The organism is Alteromonas marina (assembly GCF_000808575.1).
In the GTDB taxonomy this organism is placed as follows: Bacteria; Pseudomonadota; Gammaproteobacteria; order Enterobacterales; family Alteromonadaceae; genus Alteromonas; species Alteromonas marina_A.
In genome coordinates this window covers 209329-227953 of record NZ_JWLW01000023.1, presented here as the reverse complement: position 1 = coordinate 227953, position 18625 = coordinate 209329, and the positions used below count along the sequence as shown (strand labels likewise).

Genomic DNA, 18625 nt, shown 5'->3' with positions numbered 1-18625 from the left:
ATAAGCAGCGTATTATAGTCAACGTAAGACTGAACGCGATAGTTGTTGCGATATAAAATATCTATTGTCTCGACGAATTTTGTTTATCGAACGCGGGCTTTTTTAGCCTATCCAAGTTCGAACATAATCTATAACAACGTTATCTGCTTTTTCTTCACAAAGGGTTATAAACTCTGAGATGTTTTGAGTACGTTCAAGTTCAAATCCCAGTTTAATTGATGGCGCGCTAAAAAACTTCTCTGCAATGTGATCAGCATCGGTTGCTTCATCTTCTAGCCATGTCTCGCTGAGCTGACTTCGCCTATCTAACTTAATGGGCGCTTTTATTTGATTGAAGGTATCAGAATTGGGGATTTGCCAACTACGCATGTCTACAAATAAGTGAAAGGGTCGGCCTTTACGGGTTTTCAAGCAATCAGAAAGCTTAGCAAGGTACTGAATGTTCGTGGACATATCCCACTTACCGCGAAGCGTGACCAAAATACAATTTCTAAACGGCTCAATATGAAAAGGGGTCGTAGACATTTACTCGTACATCTCTATGCGACTATATGAATAGCTAACTCAACATCTATAGCATTCACATACTAGAGCTGATAAGCATCAACTACAACTATAGTTGAGTACTTTGTAATTAAGTTTAATACCCAATAAAAAGGCCTGTGTTTAAACAGGCCTTTATAGAAGATGTATCAAAGAGATACGCTGTATTAGTCGTCTCCGAACTCGCGAATAATGCTGTTAATGGTGTCTTTAGCGTCACCCAGAACCATGCGCGTGTTGTCTTTGAAAAACAGCGGGTTGTCTACACCGGCAAAACCGGCATTCGCAGAACGCTTAAGTACAAAGACCGTTTTCGCACGATGTGCTTCGATAACTGGCATTCCGTAAATAGGGCTGCCTTTCATCTCTTTGGCTGCTGGGTTAACTACATCGTTTGCACCGATAACAATAACCACGTCATAGTTTTCCATACGAGGGTTAACGTCATCCATCTCGTATAGTTGGTCATAAGGCACGTCAGCTTCTGCCAATAACACATTCATGTGGCCCGGCATACGCCCCGCTACAGCGTGAATGGCGTAATCAACCGTACAGCCATTTTCCTCTAGCAACGACTGAAGTTCACGTACCGCGTGCTGCGCTTGCGCAACCGCCATACCATAACCAGGCACCACCAGTACTGCTTGCGCTGCTTCTAATACATAAAATGCATCTTGCGCCGACAGTACTTTAATCTCGCCTTCTATTTTTTCGCCGGCTTCTACTGGCTTGGCAAAGCCAGACAACAACACATTCATCAATGAACGGTTCATGGCCTTACACATAATATTGGTAAGAATTAAGCCTGACGCGCCTACTAGTAAACCGGTAACAATCAATATTGTGTTGCCTGTAGCAAGACCTGCCGCCGACGCTGCTACACCTGAGTAGCTATTTAAAAGCGCAATAACCACCGGCATATCTGCACCACCAATTGAAATGGTAGCCCACAAGCCGAAGCTTAGTGACAACGCAATAGCACAGTAAATCCAAAGTGGGTTGCTTGGGTCGGTAGTAAAGAAATAACCAATCACCACCATGCCAATTAGATGCAAGATGCTTAGCTCGCGAAGCCCTGTGAAAATAACGGCTTTAGAGCTCATTTTTCCTGACAACTTACCCCAGGCTACCACCGAGCCAGAGAACGTAATTCCCCCAACTAAAATTGTGAAAAACAGGGTAATAAAAGTAAACGCACTTTCAGTTTTAAGGGTAATTAGGCTCATTCCGGCTAATGTTGCCCAACCCAGAAGCAATGACGCTGCGCCACCAAAGCCATTAAATAACGACACCATTTCCGGCATTGCCGTCATTTCAACGGTCTTGGCTTTCCACGCACCAAAGGCGCCACCAATAACAAAACCTAGCAGGATGTAATGATAGCTAATAATCTGCTGGTCAAGCAGGGTGACGACGACAGCAACCAGCATACCAATGGCAGAAATAAAGTTACCTTTTTTCGCGGTATCTGGATGGCTAAGTAACTTAAGTCCTAGTATAAATAGTGCCGCAGCTACTACGTACGCAAGGTTTATTACGGTTACGATATCACTCACTTGCGTACTCCTTATTTATCTTTTTTCTTGAACATGCCAAGCATGCGATCAGTAACGAGATAACCACCCACCACGTTGATGCTGGCCAGCGCCACCGCTGCGGTACCAAGAATGGTCGTTAGCAAATTGTTGTCGCTACCCGAGGCTACCAATGCTCCCACTAACGTAATACCCGATATCGCGTTAGAGCCGGACATTAGAGGTGTATGCAAGGTTGCTGGGACTTTTCGAATTAACTCAAAACCCAAAAAAGCAGCCAGTAGCACGATGAAAAGTAGGTAAATGATTTCCATGATTAGGCTCCTTTGTATGCGTTGTTAAGCATGTCGTTGGTGATGTTACCGTCGTGGGTAATAACACAGCCGGCCAGAATGTCGTCTTCTAAATTAAGCCCAAAGGTTTTGGTTTCATCGTCAAAGAACTCATCCACAAGGTTGTAGATGTTATTGGCGTACATGTCGGTGGCGGCTTTAGCCACATACTGGCTCCAGTTACCATTACCAATTACCTTTACACCGTTAACTTCAACGGTTTCGCCAGCAACCGAGCCTTCAACATTACCACCTGATGTTGCAGCCATATCTACAACCACACTACCCGGCTTCATGAGTGCTAATGTATCTTTTGAGATAAGCACTGGTGGTTTGCGACCAAATAACTGCGCTGTCGTAATAACAATGTCAGAGTCGGCAATCGCGTCGCGTTGCGCTTCTTGCTGCTTCGCTTTTTGTTCATCGGTCAGTTCTTTTGCATAACCGTCTTTCGTTTGGCCTGTTTCCCCAATGTCGATCTTAAGGAATTTGCCACCTAGCGATTCTACTTGCTCAGCCACCACAGGGCGGGTGTCATAAGCAAGTACGTTTGCGCCTAAGCGTTTCGCGGTTGCTATAGCTTGAAGACCCGCTACGCCAGCGCCAATAATAAATACCTTTGCTGGTTTTATTGTTCCTGACGGTGTCATCATCATAGGTAATATTGATGGCAACTGATTCGCCGCCTGCATCACCATTACGTAACCAGCAAGGCTCGCTTGCGAGCTCAATGCGTCCATTTTTTGTGCACGAGAAGAACGAGGGATCATCTCTACAGAAATAGCGGTTAGCCCCTTTTCTGCAATAGACTCAACAAGCGATTGCTGAAAGAAAGGGTCGAGATGGCCTACCACAATGGCCCCTTTTTTCATCAACGCTAGCTGTGCATCGGTGGGTTTGTTCACCGCCACCAACATATCTGCTGTTGATAATGCATCATTCACATCATCGATGACAGTTACGCCTACCTCTTTGTATTCTTTATCTGAATACCCTGAGTGTACGCCCGCCCCCGCTTCTAGCAGTAAGGTCGCCCCTTTTTTCACCAGACGCTGTGCACTACTAGGTGTAGCCGCACATCGCTTCTCCACATTATTTAGCGGATCTGGCGCTTTTGATTCATTTAATATTATGATTTTCACACGCTTCTCCTCACATTCCGGCTATCCGAGAATGACACCCTTTAAACATTACTAAGCCATTTTATTCACTTATGCCTAGTATTCTCTAGCGAAATCAAAAACAGAACAGGCAATTTCTGTATTTATTTTGCTTCGAATAGCACCCCTCATTCCGCTTATTTTTCAAGCGAAACTGGGGCAAAGCTACGCTATATGGGCATACATCACTAGTATCATTTGCTTACGAGTCATAACTAATATTTATATAGAAATGGCATACAGGCGATAAATGAAGTGGATAAAGAAGCATTTATTTTGTGAATATATCAATAATTGTTTATTTTTTAAACACACGTAAAGGTGAAATACGCTAATCGATGACGAGGAAATCACGCCTTTTAAACAAGGCGATTCAATTAATTTAAAAAATTGTTAAATAAATTTGGGGGATTTTACAAACCGTGTCGTCTTGATGAATTAACAGCGAAATGCTGTGAGAGAAAGCCAAGTGGGGTGCACACCACAAGGCGCATTAAAATTAACGATTAGGACACACACCATCATGTATAGGAAAACCAAGCTTGCATGCTCAGTGGCAGCAGTTTTAGCGTCGGCTATTTCTGCTAATAGTGCATTTGCCCAAGACGCGCAACCCAATAAAGACGTCGAAGTGATTGAGGTAAGTGGTATCCGCTCATCGGTTGCAAAATCGATGGATGTTAAACGCAGCTCTGCTGGCGTAGTCGACGCCATTAGCGCAGAAGACATCGGTGATTTTCCCGATACCAACTTAGCTGAATCACTACAGCGTATTACCGGCGTATCTATTGACCGTTCAGGCGGTGAAGGCCAGCTAATTACCGTACGTGGTTTTGGACCACAGTTTAACACCGTGTTGGTAAATGGCCGTCAGATGGCGTCTGAAAACGATTCGCGTGCGTTCAGTTTCGACACGATTGCTTCTGAGTTAGTAAGCAGCCTTGACGTGCATAAAACGTCAACGGCCACAATGCAGTCTGGTGGTGTAGGCTCTACCATTAATATTAATACCGCGCGCCCGTTTGCATTAAACGGTTTTAAAATGGCGGGCTCAGTAAAAGGCGTGTACGACGAAAATAGTGAAGAAACTACGCCGCAATTTTCAGGCCTTATTAGCAACACCTTCAACGACGACACCTTCGGTGTATTACTTGCCGTTTCACACCAAGAGCGTGAGACTCGCCTTAACCAGGCTCAAATGGACGGTTGGCTAGAGAACGTTGGCGTGCCAAACCCTGTTACGCAGTCAGGCGACGCTTGGACAGGCAATGTATTTTCACCGCGAAACTACGATCACAAAGTGACCTTTGAAGAGCGTACCCGAACAAACGCTAATCTTGTATTCCAATATGCACCTAACGACAAACTGGTTGTAACTGCTGACGCACTGTATTCAGATTTTGACGTAGAGTCTGAAGCAACGTCGTACGGCCACTGGTTTACCGCACCTAACATTCAGGGTGTAGGTGATGACGGCAGCCTGTTTGATGAAAACGGCAATCGCCGCAGCCCAACGGTTGATGCAAACGGTACTATTGTCGATTTATACCAAGAGGTAGGTTTGGCGACAGATATGCACGCCAAAACGTTCGACCGTTTAACTGATACCTATGCCATAGGCCTTAACTTTGATTACCAGTACTCTGATAATCTGAATTTATCGTTTGATTTAAGTCATTCAGAAGCCGAACGCGAAGCCAATAACGGTGGCGGCGATCAGCTTTCACTTATCGGTTATGCCAACCGCGTACGGTTCCAAGTAGACGACAACATTTTACCTGTTGCCAGCATGTTCGCCTCGCCTAATGCCAATATTTACAGTGGCCAACAAGAACTGGATGGCGCGATTGTTACAGGTCCTGACGGTTTCCCTATATACAACCCTGCACTGACACCTGATGGAGTAAGCAATCACTTAGATGAGGCTAATAGCCGAGCTCACGTAATGCTGCGTCGAGGCTGGGCGGTAGAAGACGAAGTGAGCCAACTGCGCTTTGACGGCGAATATGTAACAGATGGAAGCGGCCTAACTGAAATTCGCTTTGGCGCACAGTACAGCACCGAAACCAAATCACTTACCCGTTGGGACAATGAAGGTGTAGGGATTCACTGTACTTACTGTGGTTACCCCGACTTACCTGAGATCCCAGCGGGCAGCCAATACGTTTTTGACGCGGGCAGCGACTTCCTCTCTGATGTGAGTGGTAGCGGTCGCATGCCCACCTCTTGGCTTGCCCATGATGGCGAAGCCAACTTTGCGTTTTTAGAATCTTACTATCAAAGCGTAAATGGTGATTCGATTAGTTTTGATGCGGTGCGCCGTAACAACAGCTTTGAAGTTGAAGAAGATATTATCTCTACCTATATGGAATTCGACTTTGAAGGCGAAGTTGCAGACATGTTCTTAAGCGCAACCGCAGGTGTGCGTTATGAAATGACGGATGTGACGGTTAACGGAACGCAAGCGCCAATAACGGGCTTAACGATTCTGGATCAAACCGAAATGCTGGCTGGCTTTGGTGATGCGCAAAGTATTGCCACTGAGTCTGATTACGACGTGCTATTACCTAACTTCAGCGTACGTTTAGAAATTACCGACGATTTAATTGCGCGCTTTGCGGCGAGCTCTACCATTACTCGCCCTACGCTCAACAGCATGTCACCGGTAACCGTAGTTACGACCACCCGCCAAGGTGGTGATTTAACGTCTACCAGTGGTAACCCTGCACTAGAGCCATTCAAATCGGATAACTTGGACTTGTCGCTTGAGTACTACTATGACGAAGCAAGTTATGCATCAATTGGTTACTTCAGAAAGCTGGTATCGAACTTTATTGTTAATAGCCAAGAAGACAAAACCTTCGAGCTTGCTGACGGCAGCCTGCTAACAGATCCCTCTACTGGCGCTAACGCTAGCGCGCCAGATGCGGGTGACGACGTAGCGGTGTTTACCAATACACTGCCAAATAACGGTGAAGACGCGACGGTAGACGGCTTCGAGATTGCGCTTCAGCACACTTTTGACAACGGCTTTGGTGTACTTGCCAATGGAACCATTGTTGATAGTGATGCCGAACTCGATCCATTCGATATTAACCAAGTATTTGCGCTAACTGGGTTAAGCGATTCTTACAACCTAGTGGCATTTTATGAAACTGACGACTATCAAATTCGTCTTGCCTATAACTGGCGTGACGCATTTGTTCAGTCGTTAACACAAGGGCAGGGTGACGGCCCAACCATTGTTGAGTCTTATCAACAGCTTGACATTAGCGGTAGCTACAGCGTGACAGACAATGTAGAAATCTTCTTTGAAGGTATTAACCTTACAGAAGAGTTCGTACATAAGCGCGGTCGCTTCTCTAATCACTTGCTGTTGGTTGAAGACAGCGGCAGACGTTGGGCCTTCGGTGTGCGCGGAAACTTTTAGTTTCGCGTAATTGGGGCCGGCGTTTGTTGGCCCCACATTCGTGGCTACCCTTTGGTAGCCACAGTTTTTATTCAGGAACACAGTATGACAACAGCAACTCCCATAACGCACATTGTAGTAGTCGGTGGCGGCAGCGCAGGGTGGCTTACGGCTGGTCGTATTGCAGCGCAACATCAATGCGCTATCCGCAAAGACATTAAAGTAACCTTAGTAGAAAGCCCCAATGTGCCTATTATTGGCGTGGGGGAAGGCACCTGGCCTACCATGCGATCTACGTTGATTGCGTTGGGTATTAGTGAAACCACCTTCATTAAGGAATGTGACGCCACATTCAAGCAAGGGGCAAAGTTCGCTAAATGGACTACAGGTGAAGAGCACGATTTTTACTACCACCCTCTCATGCTGCCCCAAGGGTTTTCGCAAACAAATTTAGGCCCTTATTGGCAGTCTGTTGCACCCGAATTAAACGAATCTTTTTCCCATGCAGTATGTGTTCAGGAAGCTATATGCGAAGCAGGCTGTGCACCTAAAAGCATACGTCACGCAGAGTTTGCAGGCACCGCAAATTATGCTTATCACCTAGATGCAGGGAAATTTACCGCCTTTTTAACCAAACACTGTACTGAAAAACTAGGTGTACACCATGTGTTAGCCGACGTTAACCGCGTCGAAAGCAGCGATAACGGCGATATTAAAGCCCTTCACACCGAGCAAGGGGTAATAGTAGAGGGCGACCTTTTTGTTGACTGTACCGGCTTCAAATCTATGCTGCTCGGCGAACACTATAAGGTGCCGTTTATTCCCTGTGACGATGTACTTTTTATAGACCGAGCATTAGCCGTACACGTGCCTTATGACACCCCGCAAAGTCCTATTGCATCCCACACTATCTCCACCGCACAAGACGCCGGTTGGATTTGGGATATCGGTTTGCAGTCACGCCGAGGTGTAGGCCACGTCTACTCCAGTAGGCACCAAAGTAAAGATGAAGCCTATGCTCGCTTAGACTCATACGTACGCCAAACCAGCACGTTAAACGGCATAGATGGGATAAACGTAAAAGACATTACTATTCAAAGCGGACACAGGCAGCACTTTTGGCAAAATAACTGCGTGGCTGTTGGGCTAGCGGCGGGCTTTCTAGAGCCTTTAGAAGCCTCAGCGCTTGTACTGGTTGAGCTGTCTGCCTCAATGATTGCCGAACAGTTACCCGCAAACCGAGCCGTGATGGATATTGTGGCGAAGCGCTTCAATGACACCTTTTCCTACCGTTGGCAGCGAATTATCGACTTCTTAAAGCTTCATTACATGCTAAGTAAGCGAGAAGACAGCGCATTTTGGCGGGACAATCGCGATAGTCATAGTATTCCAGATTCATTAAAAGAATTACTCGCACTGTGGCAATACCACCCGCCTAGTGACAAAGACTTCACCAGCAATAATGAAGTATTTCCCGCGGCAAGCTATCAATATGTGCTGTACGGAATGGGGTTTACCTCAGATTTAGCTACACATCAGCAATGGGTGAACGCCGACTTTGCCAAGCAGCAATTGATGCAGAACAGGAAAGCACGCGCCATGGCGGTGGAGAAACTGCCTAAACATCGCGAACTTATTAATAAAATTCACCAATTCGGCCTGCAGGCCGTTTAACAGCAAATCAATAAGCAGGACCTACGTATGACTCATATGGTTGCCATTAATAATAAACAGCATGCAGATTTGAAAGTAACCGACGATGCATTGTCACTAAGCGCCTATCAGCACCTTGTTCCTGTGGTGGTCTCTGAGCTAAATAAGCTAGTGGTTCATTATCCCGTGGTGATTACCAAGTTTGACGACTCAGGACAATTTGGCTTATCTGCCTTGTTAGGTTTTGAAGAAAAAGAAAACCTATTTTGGCAGCAAGGTGAATGGGATGCGGTTTATATTCCGGCACAGTTTGAACGCTTGCCTTTTTATGTAGGAACGGAAGCGCAAAGCGCTGACAGCAGTAACCGGGTGCTGTGCATTGATATGGATAATGCCTCAGTAAGCGAAGAAAAAGGAACGCCGCTCTTTGATAACACAGGAGAGCCTAGCAGCTACCTGTTAGAGAAGCAGCAGATCCTTGCTCAGCTTCTTGACGGTGAAACGCAAAATCAGCGTTTTATTGCCGCCCTACAACAGTACAACCTTATTACACCATTCACTCTAGATATTACCTTTGAAAACGAAAGCAAAACGTCTATAACAGGGTTATATACCATTGACGAAGATAAGCTAGCGGCGCTTAGCGCTGACGCAATTGCTGATTTGCATGCACAACACATGCTGCAAAGCATTTACACGCTCATAGCGTCAAACGCACAAATCTATGCCCTTATCGACAAAAAGAACAAGGCGAATAAAAACGCAGACGCATGGTTTCAAACTACGAATTAATTAAGGTTGGTGAGCAATCCACACCGATTATCATAATCGATAATTTCATACCAAACCCGCTGAGTTTGGTAGAAACAATTGCGCAACACCACCCGTTTACGAAACGAGATGGCGACTTTTATCCGGGGGTGAGGAGTCACCCGCCCCAGGAGTATGTGGAACACCTACATACCTCGCTTTCCCAACTTTTTAGCCAACTTGCTACGCATAATGGGCTACAAAATTTTGGCGTGGAAAAACCGCTTCATCTACCCCTAGTGCAACTTTCCATAGCCAATCAAGCGCCGAAAAGCTTATCGCCCATTCAATGTATTCCGCACATCGATACGCAAAAGGATAATGAATGGGCATTGGTGCACTATCTGTTTAGCGCTCCTTTGGGTGGTACTGCTTTCTATCGACATATTGAAACGGGGTTAGAACGGGTTAACGCAGCGCAGTACGAAGGCTATTTTAAAACCTTAAAACGTCAGGCCACCAGCGTAGGGTTACCACCTAAAGCGTACATAAACGGTGATACCGCCATGTACACCCAAATCGCCCGCATTGAGCCTATGTTTAATCGTGCCGTGTTGTATCCAGCCAACTTGCTGCACAGCGGCTGTTTACCTAACGATATTTCAGATTCTGTTGATGTGAAAGAAGGCAGGCTAACCGCAAACGCCAGTATCGTTTTTTGACCCACTTTTAACTGGGCATGACGTAACATCTATAGAGTAGTCTGCGCGTGTAGCATCACAATTAGTGTGCCTTGTGCAACGTATTCATGAAGGTTTATTCATACAAAAAGGTGATCGAAACTTTATTTTCAAACGTTTCCTCGCTAAATCACCGTATAGGATATTTATGATGTTTGGACTTTTCAAAAGCAACCCAACCAAAAAGATGCGAAAGCAGTATGACGCCCTCCTTGAGAAAGCCATGCATGCGCAAAGAAACGGCGATATAAAAACGTACTCCTTGCTCACAGCACAATCTGAACAGCTATGGAAAGAAATAGAGGCATTGGAACAAGGTACGCCAAAATCATAGAGCGCTATGAACCAGGATAAATAAGGCGGTTAGTAGGTGATATTAACGCCCACTGCATAGCGAGCTCCTGCATCTTGCACGAGCAAGAGATGATTGCTAAATCGGCCGCGCTTATGCACGGTTTCGTTGGTAATGTTGATACCTTCAAAAAATACAGAAACCCTAGGACTGAACTGATATGAAAGGCTCATATCCCACTGCTGGTAAGGGCTAACAAAGGTAGGCTCGGTGCTTTGGGTTTGGTTTAGTGACTGCAAAAAGCCTTCTCGCTGGTTCCAAGCCACTCGCCATTGCAGCGCATTTTTTTCATAAAACAGCACCATGTTTTTGGCACCCGACAACCCCGTAAGCGCAAAGGTTGAACGGATATTTGCGGTGTCTAATTCAGCGTTGCTGTCTACAAAGCTCGCATTGGCCTGAATTCCCCAGCCTGACTCGCCAAACAAATGCTGCACCGCTACCTCTACCCCTTCAACCGTTGCAGACTCACCGTTGCTAGGAGATATTACGGAAAACTGCGCTAACGCATCAGCATCATCAACCGCGTTTGGATCCGTGCCGGTGCTAGGATCGCTTACGTTATTAAAGGTTTGCGTACTGCTCTCGTTAACAATGAAATTATCTACCGTTTTTCTAAAGTAACCTGCAGATAAGTAGCTATTTTCTTGGTAGTAATGCTCAATGGCCACATCAATGTTTTTTGCCTCGAAGGGCAATAGCTGTGCGTTTCCTATACGCGCCCGCAAATCGCCACCTTGTCGCGTTGTAGTATAGGTTACACCCGGCGCCATCTGTTCTAAGGTTGGACGGGTAATACTGTGATTGTAAGCCGCGCGAAATACCCAGCTATCTAACCAGCTGGCTTTAAAACTTACGCTAGGTAGAACGTTGGTGTAATTTGACGATTCATCAATACTTACCGAAGCACCAAACTCTTGTCCCAGTTCGGTTTGGTCTAAAATAACCAACGCCGATAACTGTTCGTCGACACCACTTACTTTTACGTCAGTATACTCAGCCCGTAGCCCTGCATGCAGATCGATAAACCAAGGCGCAAAATCTTTTTCAATGGCAGCTTGAACATACCCCGCATACACCGTTTCTTTAACCGCGAAAGAGCTTCCCCGGGTTTCAGCGGCCAAACTGACATCACCGGCGTTCTCCAAGTAACGGAAGTTTGTATCGCCGTCGTGACGCAGCCACTGATGAGGAATATTTTCGTGCCCGCTAATCGACCCGAGAAAATCGTCGCCAGCGTCAAATATGGTTTGAAAGCTATCGGGAATATCTGGTGCATCAAAATAGCCGCAAAAACTGCAGTGTCTAGCGTCAGCTTCGTTGTCTCTTCTTTCGTTGGCTTTTTCGCGCTGAGTTAATGCTCCGCCAACGTCAATTTTGCTAAACCAGTTTTCATCCCCAAGCACACTTACATTGATTTTTGCTTGCCCTATATCGTCGTCAACACTCCATCCTCTGCGCAGCATAACGTGGGAACGGCCGTTAGCTGGGTCTAAGTAATGGGATACCCCCACAGGCTCACCCAAAGCGTTAACTTGACGAGGGTTGGCTTGTTCAAAGCCCGATATTGCAGGCAATATGTTTGATTGAGTATGGTCGAATGAAGAGCGATTTAAATAGCCGATAAGAGAGAGTGAATTGCCCTCTCCGTTATTGTCATCGACATTAGCCATTGAGTAAGACAGATCAGCATCAACAATTACGCTATCGCTCGCGATATAGTTTGCTGCAAAACCGAAGCTTTTTAAGGTCGACGAACGGTTAAAAGTGCGAGCGTGAAAGTCTGTGGCGTGCCCACTGTTTTGTGAAAAAGACACCGCTGTGCCGTTTTTATCAACCGCAACATCTTCAAGGTTACTCGATGTAAACCAATGCCCCATTGAGGTTGCCGAGGTTTCAACATCAAATGTTGACCCCAGATAATCGGCCGTAAGCTCGAGCTTGTTGTTAGGTCGATATTGTAAAACGAGCGCAGACCCCGTACGGGTTCTATCGTCAAAGCGTACTCTTTGATCGTAATTCCTGGGCACATATAGCGTAGAAACTTCATCAGAAAGCTCACTTTCAGGTACGTTAGTATTTACCAACCAGCCATCAATTTGCGCTTCTTCTAACCGCGCTTGGCGCTTGTGCTGAGTAAAAGAGGCTAGAATACCAAACGAGTTATTTAAATAGGTGTTGCTGAACATAGCAGACGTAGAAGGCGCGTATTGTTGCGAGTTGGTGTCGTACTGCATTTTGACGCTGCCAGTCGCCCGCATTCCCTTGAAGGATAAAGGTTTAGCAGTTTGAACATCAATCGTAGCGCCAATGCCACCCGACTGCATAGTCGCCTGACTTTGTTTGTGTACGGTTACACTGCTGACAATCTCAGAAGCCAGTGTATCAAAACTGAATTCGCGCCCGAGCTTATCGGTTGCCATGGGCCTGCCGTTTAATAAAACCCGATTAAATTCCGGCCCAAAGCCCCTCACCGTAACAAGTTGCCCTTCCCCTTCTGCGCGGTCGATAGATACGCCAGACACACGCTGCAGCGCTTCTGCGAGGTTTTGATCGGGGAACTTACCCATATCCACCGACTGGATAGTATCAATGATGACGTTCGCGTTGCGTTTAATCCCCACCGATTGAGCAACACGCGCTCGCAAGCCCCTTACTTCAATGTATTCAATGTCGTAACTACCTTGCTCATCCGGTACGGTCACCAAGCTATCGTCTTGTGCCGTAATGGCGTTAAACAGGCGACCAAGCAAGTGATTGTTTTCATCGCCATCGCTAGCAGGCACTATTTTTATGCGTGTGTTATCAACAATGTGAGCACATAGGCCCGTACCAGCTAAAAGCTTTTCAATTGCCTCCTGTGGCGTATAGTTACCACTTACTTCGTTGGCAAAGACATGTCTGACTTTATTGAAGGGAAAGACTACGGTCAGCGCGGCCTGATTAGCAAACGCGATGAGCGCTTCATCTGCGCTTTGCGCGGGAATAGCGAAATTTATCGCTGGGAGCGGTGACTTATTTTGCGCAATTACTTCGGCTTGTTGGTGAGGAAGCACCGATTGAGCAATAGCAGTGTGACTTGCACCGAACGACACCATACACAGCGCAACCGTTAAAGCTTTAGGCTTAAAAGGCAGCTTGGGTTGTGTGTCGAATGGGTTATTTGCCACAGGCATATTTGTATTTACGCTATTGTTATTATTAATTTATGAAGGGGAAATGCCTACGCGTCACCCTCCTCTTTATTGTTGGTGTTGTTTTAAACTAGCGCCGCATTATATACAACCCATTAACAAATTTAATTTTTGAGCGATAATGTTGAAAATACTGGGGGAAAATAGCGTGGCTGTCGTCTTAGTAAGTAACAACGATAAAAAATAACAATATGCCCATAGAAACAGCCATACATAATGCCTATATGTCGGCGCGCGGCTCGATGGCCAAAATGCTATCGCGCCTTGTGCCGCCTAAAGAAGTCGACGACATACTACAGGATACGTACGTCCGCTTGTGTCAGGCTAAATCTACTGAGCATATTAAAGAGCCTAAGTCGTTTTTGTTTAAGACCGCAAAAAACTTGGCTTACGATCATTTAAAGCGTGCTGATACGCGCATGGTAGACGACAGCGTAGAGGTTGCGGCAGCGCTGGAAAGTGCAATTAGCGGTGTTGAAGATGAAACATTTCACAACAACGCTACCCAGCAAGAGTTTAAGTTGTTTTGTGATGCAGTGCGCGCCCTACCCAAACAATGCAGGCGCGCATTTGTGTTGAAGAAAGTGTATGGCTACTCTCTTAAAGAGATTGCCCAGGAATTAGAGATAAGCGAAAAAACCGTGGAAAAGCATATTGCTGAAGGGATAAAAAGATGCACCTTATTTATGCGACGACAAACAACGTCGTATACACGGCCGAACGCTTATCAAAATGGTGGGCAACACAGCTCGGCGGATGTAAAGAGAGACGCCCATGAATAGTTCGAAAAACAAAACTAAAACCGACAAATCAGACACCCAAAGCAACGTTGTTCAATTTAATAGCGATGATCGTGTGCTTGATACCGCCAGCGAATGGCTTGTGAAGCTAGACGAGGGGCTTGATGACGAGGAAATGCAAGCGCTAAAAAAATGGCTTGCAACGCCATTGCATCGAGACACTTTCCTAGAGATGGTAGCGCTATGGGACAAAATGTCTGTGCTTAGCGAATTGGCTGATATCGTACCTCATACTCCTGAGCCTAACGCTAAACACAAAACAAACAGTACTGTGGCTTGGAAGCGCCCGCTGGCCATTGCAGCTTCGTTCCTAATGGTTGGATTGTTAAGTTATCAGGGTCTAAATTTATTCTCGTCTTCTAATCAAACTGAACCTGCTTTACAGGTAGCAAACTACTCGCTACAAGCCACGACCAAAGCGGGCGAGCACAAAAGTATTAGCTTAGAAGACGGCAGTACACTATGGCTTAATACCAACTCTCAAGTGAACATTGCCTTTACTGAAACCTCACGGGTTATTCAGCTTGTCAAAGGTGAGCTTCATATCGAAGTGGCAAAAGACAAATCCCGCCCGCTCAATGTACTTGCAGCCGGTAAAGCTATACAGGCGGTGGGTACTGCATTTAATGTGCAATATCATCGCGGCGACCTTGAACTGGTAGTCACCGAAGGCGTGGTAGAAGTCGCCAGCTATACACTTAACAAAGCGAATGGCGAAAGCATTATTGATCCAATTATTAAACCGCAGGCTCAGCCACTGACGTTAGTCCAAGGTGAAAAATCGCTTTTATCTTTGCCTAACAGTACCGTTGAGGCAGTGTCAGAGGAAGATATCGCGAATGATTTAAGCTGGCGGGAAGGCAAGATTGTATTTCGCGGCGAGCCATTAATTGACGTGATTGAAGAAGTAAGCCGATATACGGATAAAACGGTTGTTTTAGGTGATGCAGCGCTTGCCAATATGCAAGTAGCAGGGCTATTCAATACCAACGACGTAGATGCGCTTATTGCCGCCCTTGCCGACAATTTACAGATATCTACAGACTACTCTAGCGACACTATTGTCCTTCGCCCTCGTTAACGGTGTGCTTGGCTCATAGGTTCTTATTTAGCTTTATTGGGCTACATACTAAATCGAAAGCGCGTTCTAAAGCTTAACTCGCGCTTTTACCCACTACCCCTTACAATGACGCCTTATACCAGTTCGCATGCGTTGGTATTGTATATAAATACATCAAACAATAAGGCTTCTTTGATATGCAAATAAGCAGTGCTTTAACGGCAATTAAGCAGCTCACTTCCAGGCTACTACTTCTGACCACCTGCGCGGTGCTATCTAATTCAGCTTTCGCCATTGAAGCTGGCCAATATTATTATTTCATCTCTGACAAGTGCGTTGCTAAAGGCCCTCAAACGCCCGAAGAGCGAGGTGCCGTAACCCCAGATGTTATGCTATTTGAAGTGGTACCTGCGGGGATCAGCGACTACTACGTAAACATGAATACAAGCGCACTGGTTCACTATACAGAGGAAGGGCAAGCGCACCTTTCTTCAATGGAAGCAGAGCAGGCCTATACTGCTGGCAAAGCTCCTTCGAAAGACAGCCTTAGAAAAGATGGCAATGCCATCCAGCACGACTTCATGCTGCAGCGCGAAGCAATAGATTTAAAAACCTTAATAAACGCGTTAAATGGTTTTTCCCAGCTGCAGTCTGATAAAGGCTACTTTTTTAAGAAAATCGTAGGCCTTTCTAACCCCGGCGCTAAATTTAAAGCCATAACCCGGGTTCGCTTAAGCGATATGGGTTACGACAATCGCATGGTGCTAACAAGCTACTCCAGCGACTACTTTATGCTGGATGAACAAGGTAAGGCCTCTGACACACCTTTTATTACGGTAGATCACGGCGCAGCGCTACGCAATTCACTGCACGACACCAACAGCCCGTACGCCATATTTACCAAAAATTCAGTATGCGGTGAAAAGTGGGAGCCCGGCAATTAACAAGGTAATTAGCTAGGACATACTTTAAACGCTTGTTGAATGGATCGGGCTTGCTTCGGCTTTGGTTTAAAAGGCTTTGGTTTTAATTACTACGATAAAGCGTTTTAATAAGGTGGTAGCCGAAACGGGTCTTCACCGGCCCGTGTACTTTTAGCACGTCTTTTTTAAATACAACATCGTCGAAGGCTTTTACCATTTGGCCTCTACGGAATTCACCAAGGTCGCCGCCACGCTTGCCCGACGGACATTTAGAATGACGCTTTGCTAACGTCGCAAAATCCTTACCCTTTTTAAGCTGCTCTAAAATAGAAAGCGCTTCTTTCTCTGTTTTAACCAAAATGTGAAGTGCAGATGCCGTTGCCATGGAAAGGACCTAATTTGTATCGGAGGTTTAAGAATAATATCGTGCACGCTGAGTATACCCTAGTGAACAACCCGCCTGCCATTAGTCAATGTGATGTGTTGGGCTAAAAAAGCGATGTAAAGGCTACTCTGCTGTTTAAAAACTGCGTATCGTTAACCTTTATCAATCATTGACGAGCCTTCCCTTTTGTTACCAGAATTTGACTTGGCCCAGGCAATAGGAATGCTGAGTTTTGCGCTTGGCATTTTGTGCTTTTATCAGCGTGATGATCAGCACCTGCGAATAATGATGGTGGTGATGAATTTAAATCACGCCCTGCATTTTGCGCTACTTGGTGCCGTAACCGCATGCTTAAGTGCCTTGCTTTCAGTGGTAAGAACAGGCATTTCAATTAAAACCCGCTCCCGCAGTGTCGCCTATCTATTTATATTAATATCGCTAGCAGCAGGGCTGTATTTGGCCGAAGTTTGGTACGATTTATTCCCTATTTTGGGCACGTGCATAGGCACTTATGCCTTATTTTGTTTGTCGGGAATACGTATGCGTTTAGCGTTTTTATGCGGCGCTATATGTTGGCTAACCAACAATATTATTGTCGGCTCTATTGGCGGCACCCTGCTTGAAGCTACGTTACTGGCAGTTAATAGCTTTACCATTATTCGCTTGTACAGAGGGCAAAAAGCACTCGGTCAGGCCTGATTGCCCAAAGTGAATGCGTTGCTATACGCACACTGCATTGGAAGCTCCCAAGCCAACCTCGCCGAGTGAGTCGAAACACGTCAATTAGAACGAGAGCGCAAACAGACTCGTTACTGACGTATGATAGTCCAGTGACATAGCGATAGATAACAGCGTTATATTCACAATGGAGAAACCAAAAACACGTTTTGCCCAGCCTTCTAAGTTGATGTCGGGTCTGTATCCACGCAGTGCCATCAACAACCACCAAAGGCTTGTTGCAAAAGCTACTGTTAAAAAGCCAATACCCGTATAACCGCTAAGTGGAAGCAGCATTACAACTAAAGCAAATAACGCAATATGAAGAACAATATGGCGTTTTGCTTTCGCGATACCTTGCGAAACAGGCAATACGGGAATGCCAGCCGCCTTATAGTCGTTATATCTAAAGATAGCGATGGCATAGGAATGGGGCATTTGCCAAATGCTGAACATACCCAGCAAAATAGCTGCAGCCATATCAAAATGACCGCTCGCGGCGCAATAACCGACTACGGGCGGAACGGCCCCCGACAAACTGCCAACGAAGGTGCCATACACCGAGTTTCGCTTCATATACAGGCTGTACACACCCACATAAATAACGTAGCCAAAAACAGCAAAAAATACCGCGGTAAGGTTGGTGTAAAGCGCTAACAAGCCAAACCCTGCAATGCCTAGCACAGCACCATGCAACATTGCAGTAAGTAATGGCAACTCGCCTGTTACTGTCACCCGATTAGCCGTGCGCTGCATTTTGCTGTCGATATCTCGGTCAATGCAGTTATTAATGACACAACCTGAAGCCACCACCAGCGATAAACCGATGAGCGTTGCGAGCAATAGCCAGTAATCTATATCGCCACGGGACGCGAGCAAGAAACCGCCTGTTACCGAAATAGCATTGCCCATAATAATGCCGGGCTTGGTTACTGACAGGTAACGTTTATAAGTAGAGGTCATGGGTAAAATCCAAATTTAAAACGCGCCCATTTAGACGCGTATCAAGGTGTACTGAGAAGCCCCAATGTTGCCCCCCAAATAGGTAGCCCCAATAGAAGGGCGAAACATG

The 18625-nt window shown here is 45.9% G+C and carries 16 protein-coding genes; 9 read left to right on the top strand and 7 right to left on the bottom strand.

The features are described 5' to 3' along the window. Positions 1 to 102 precede the first annotated feature (102 nt). From RJ41_RS13265 to RJ41_RS13250, 4 genes are all read right to left on the bottom strand, one after another. Positions 103 to 525 carry an arginine decarboxylase gene (locus RJ41_RS13265; RefSeq protein WP_014980649.1) on the bottom strand — a complete coding sequence of 141 codons (423 nt, stop codon included), beginning with the start codon at positions 523 to 525 and terminating at the stop codon, positions 103 to 105. A 185-nt stretch (positions 526 to 710) separates the two neighbouring features. Next, entirely contained in the window at positions 711 to 2099 is a 1389-nt protein-coding gene (locus RJ41_RS13260) for an NAD(P)(+) transhydrogenase (Re/Si-specific) subunit beta (RefSeq protein ID WP_014951244.1), read from the bottom strand. 11 nt (positions 2100 to 2110) lie between these two features. Further along, the gene (locus tag RJ41_RS13255; RefSeq protein WP_014951245.1) at positions 2111 to 2392 is read right to left on the bottom strand and encodes an NAD(P) transhydrogenase subunit alpha part 2; all 282 of its coding nucleotides are present in this window, start codon (positions 2390 to 2392) and stop codon (positions 2111 to 2113) included. 2 nt (positions 2393 to 2394) lie between these two features. Beyond that, positions 2395 to 3552, bottom strand: coding sequence for an NAD(P) transhydrogenase subunit alpha (locus RJ41_RS13250; protein WP_039221594.1), 1158 nt, complete (start codon positions 3550 to 3552; stop codon positions 2395 to 2397). A gap of 541 nt (positions 3553 to 4093) precedes the next feature. Between RJ41_RS13250 and RJ41_RS13245 the strand changes: the two genes are divergently transcribed. The 5 genes from RJ41_RS13245 (at position 4094) to RJ41_RS13225 (ending at position 10456) form a co-directional block, all read left to right on the top strand. Continuing rightward, complete coding sequence (locus RJ41_RS13245; RefSeq protein ID WP_039221588.1) at positions 4094 to 7000, top strand: TonB-dependent receptor; 2907 nt, start codon at positions 4094 to 4096, stop codon at positions 6998 to 7000. An 84-nt stretch (positions 7001 to 7084) separates the two neighbouring features. Beyond that, positions 7085 to 8653, top strand: a complete 1569-nt coding sequence (locus tag RJ41_RS13240; protein ID WP_039221586.1) for a tryptophan halogenase family protein — start codon at positions 7085 to 7087, stop codon at positions 8651 to 8653. A gap of 27 nt (positions 8654 to 8680) precedes the next feature. After that, positions 8681 to 9424, top strand: a complete 744-nt coding sequence (locus RJ41_RS13235) for a SapC family protein (RefSeq protein ID WP_039221584.1) — start codon at positions 8681 to 8683, stop codon at positions 9422 to 9424. Then, positions 9403 to 10104: a DUF6445 family protein gene (locus RJ41_RS13230; protein ID WP_039221582.1), complete on the top strand. Its 702-nt coding sequence runs from the start codon at positions 9403 to 9405 to the stop codon at positions 10102 to 10104. Before RJ41_RS13235 ends, RJ41_RS13230 begins: the two co-directional genes overlap by 22 nt. A gap of 169 nt (positions 10105 to 10273) precedes the next feature. Continuing rightward, positions 10274 to 10456, top strand: a complete 183-nt coding sequence (locus RJ41_RS13225) for a DUF6435 family protein (protein WP_039221919.1) — start codon at positions 10274 to 10276, stop codon at positions 10454 to 10456. 29 nt (positions 10457 to 10485) lie between these two features. On the opposite strand, the gene RJ41_RS13220 is transcribed toward RJ41_RS13225, so the two are convergent. Continuing rightward, the gene (locus RJ41_RS13220) at positions 10486 to 13650 is read right to left on the bottom strand and encodes a TonB-dependent receptor (RefSeq protein WP_240485795.1); all 3165 of its coding nucleotides are present in this window, start codon (positions 13648 to 13650) and stop codon (positions 10486 to 10488) included. Positions 13651 to 13859: 209 nt separating this feature from the next. On the opposite strand from RJ41_RS13220, the gene RJ41_RS13215 reads away from it, so the two are divergent. The 3 genes from RJ41_RS13215 to RJ41_RS13205 all read left to right on the top strand — a co-directional run bounded on the left by RJ41_RS13215 (position 13860) and on the right by RJ41_RS13205 (position 16472). Next, a complete protein-coding gene (locus RJ41_RS13215; RefSeq protein WP_014999965.1) occupies positions 13860 to 14450 on the top strand; it encodes a sigma-70 family RNA polymerase sigma factor in 591 nt (196 codons plus the stop codon). Beyond that, a complete protein-coding gene (locus tag RJ41_RS13210) occupies positions 14443 to 15549 on the top strand; it encodes a FecR family protein (RefSeq protein ID WP_039221579.1) in 1107 nt (368 codons plus the stop codon). The genes RJ41_RS13215 and RJ41_RS13210 overlap by 8 nt, the downstream gene beginning before the upstream one ends. 176 nt (positions 15550 to 15725) lie before the next feature. Further along, positions 15726 to 16472: a hypothetical protein gene (locus RJ41_RS13205; protein WP_039221577.1), complete on the top strand. Its 747-nt coding sequence runs from the start codon at positions 15726 to 15728 to the stop codon at positions 16470 to 16472. 82 nt (positions 16473 to 16554) lie between these two features. Here RJ41_RS13205 and ppiC read toward each other — a convergent pair whose 3' ends face one another. Beyond that, complete coding sequence (gene ppiC / locus RJ41_RS13200) at positions 16555 to 16836, bottom strand: peptidylprolyl isomerase PpiC (protein ID WP_012520075.1); 282 nt, start codon at positions 16834 to 16836, stop codon at positions 16555 to 16557. A 186-nt stretch (positions 16837 to 17022) separates the two neighbouring features. Between ppiC and RJ41_RS13195 the strand changes: the two genes are divergently transcribed. After that, the gene (locus RJ41_RS13195; protein ID WP_071960224.1) at positions 17023 to 17535 is read left to right on the top strand and encodes a YgjV family protein; all 513 of its coding nucleotides are present in this window, start codon (positions 17023 to 17025) and stop codon (positions 17533 to 17535) included. 84 nt (positions 17536 to 17619) lie between these two features. Here RJ41_RS13195 and cyoE read toward each other — a convergent pair whose 3' ends face one another. After that, a complete protein-coding gene (cyoE, locus tag RJ41_RS13190; RefSeq protein ID WP_039221571.1) occupies positions 17620 to 18516 on the bottom strand; it encodes a heme o synthase in 897 nt (298 codons plus the stop codon). Between the last annotated feature and the right edge of the window lie 109 nt (positions 18517 to 18625).

What these genes read in the sequence shown, in the direction of transcription:
- RJ41_RS13265 (WP_014980649.1), bottom strand. Translation starts at nt 525, where the DNA reads ATGTCTACGACCCCTTTTCATATTGAGCCGTTTAGAAATTGTATTTTG.
- RJ41_RS13255 (WP_014951245.1), bottom strand. Translation starts at nt 2,392, where the DNA reads ATGGAAATCATTTACCTACTTTTCATCGTGCTACTGGCTGCTTTTTTG.
- RJ41_RS13245 (WP_039221588.1), top strand. Translation starts at nt 4,094, where the DNA reads ATGTATAGGAAAACCAAGCTTGCATGCTCAGTGGCAGCAGTTTTAGCG.
- RJ41_RS13240 (WP_039221586.1), top strand. Translation starts at nt 7,085, where the DNA reads ATGACAACAGCAACTCCCATAACGCACATTGTAGTAGTCGGTGGCGGC.
- RJ41_RS13235 (WP_039221584.1), top strand. Translation starts at nt 8,681, where the DNA reads ATGACTCATATGGTTGCCATTAATAATAAACAGCATGCAGATTTGAAA.
- RJ41_RS13230 (WP_039221582.1), top strand. Translation starts at nt 9,403, where the DNA reads ATGGTTTCAAACTACGAATTAATTAAGGTTGGTGAGCAATCCACACCG.
- RJ41_RS13225 (WP_039221919.1), top strand. Translation starts at nt 10,274, where the DNA reads ATGTTTGGACTTTTCAAAAGCAACCCAACCAAAAAGATGCGAAAGCAG.
- RJ41_RS13220 (WP_240485795.1), bottom strand. Translation starts at nt 13,650, where the DNA reads ATGCCTGTGGCAAATAACCCATTCGACACACAACCCAAGCTGCCTTTT.
- RJ41_RS13215 (WP_014999965.1), top strand. Translation starts at nt 13,860, where the DNA reads ATGCCCATAGAAACAGCCATACATAATGCCTATATGTCGGCGCGCGGC.
- RJ41_RS13210 (WP_039221579.1), top strand. Translation starts at nt 14,443, where the DNA reads ATGAATAGTTCGAAAAACAAAACTAAAACCGACAAATCAGACACCCAA.
- RJ41_RS13205 (WP_039221577.1), top strand. Translation starts at nt 15,726, where the DNA reads ATGCAAATAAGCAGTGCTTTAACGGCAATTAAGCAGCTCACTTCCAGG.
- ppiC (WP_012520075.1), bottom strand. Translation starts at nt 16,836, where the DNA reads ATGGCAACGGCATCTGCACTTCACATTTTGGTTAAAACAGAGAAAGAA.
- cyoE (WP_039221571.1), bottom strand. Translation starts at nt 18,516, where the DNA reads ATGACCTCTACTTATAAACGTTACCTGTCAGTAACCAAGCCCGGCATT.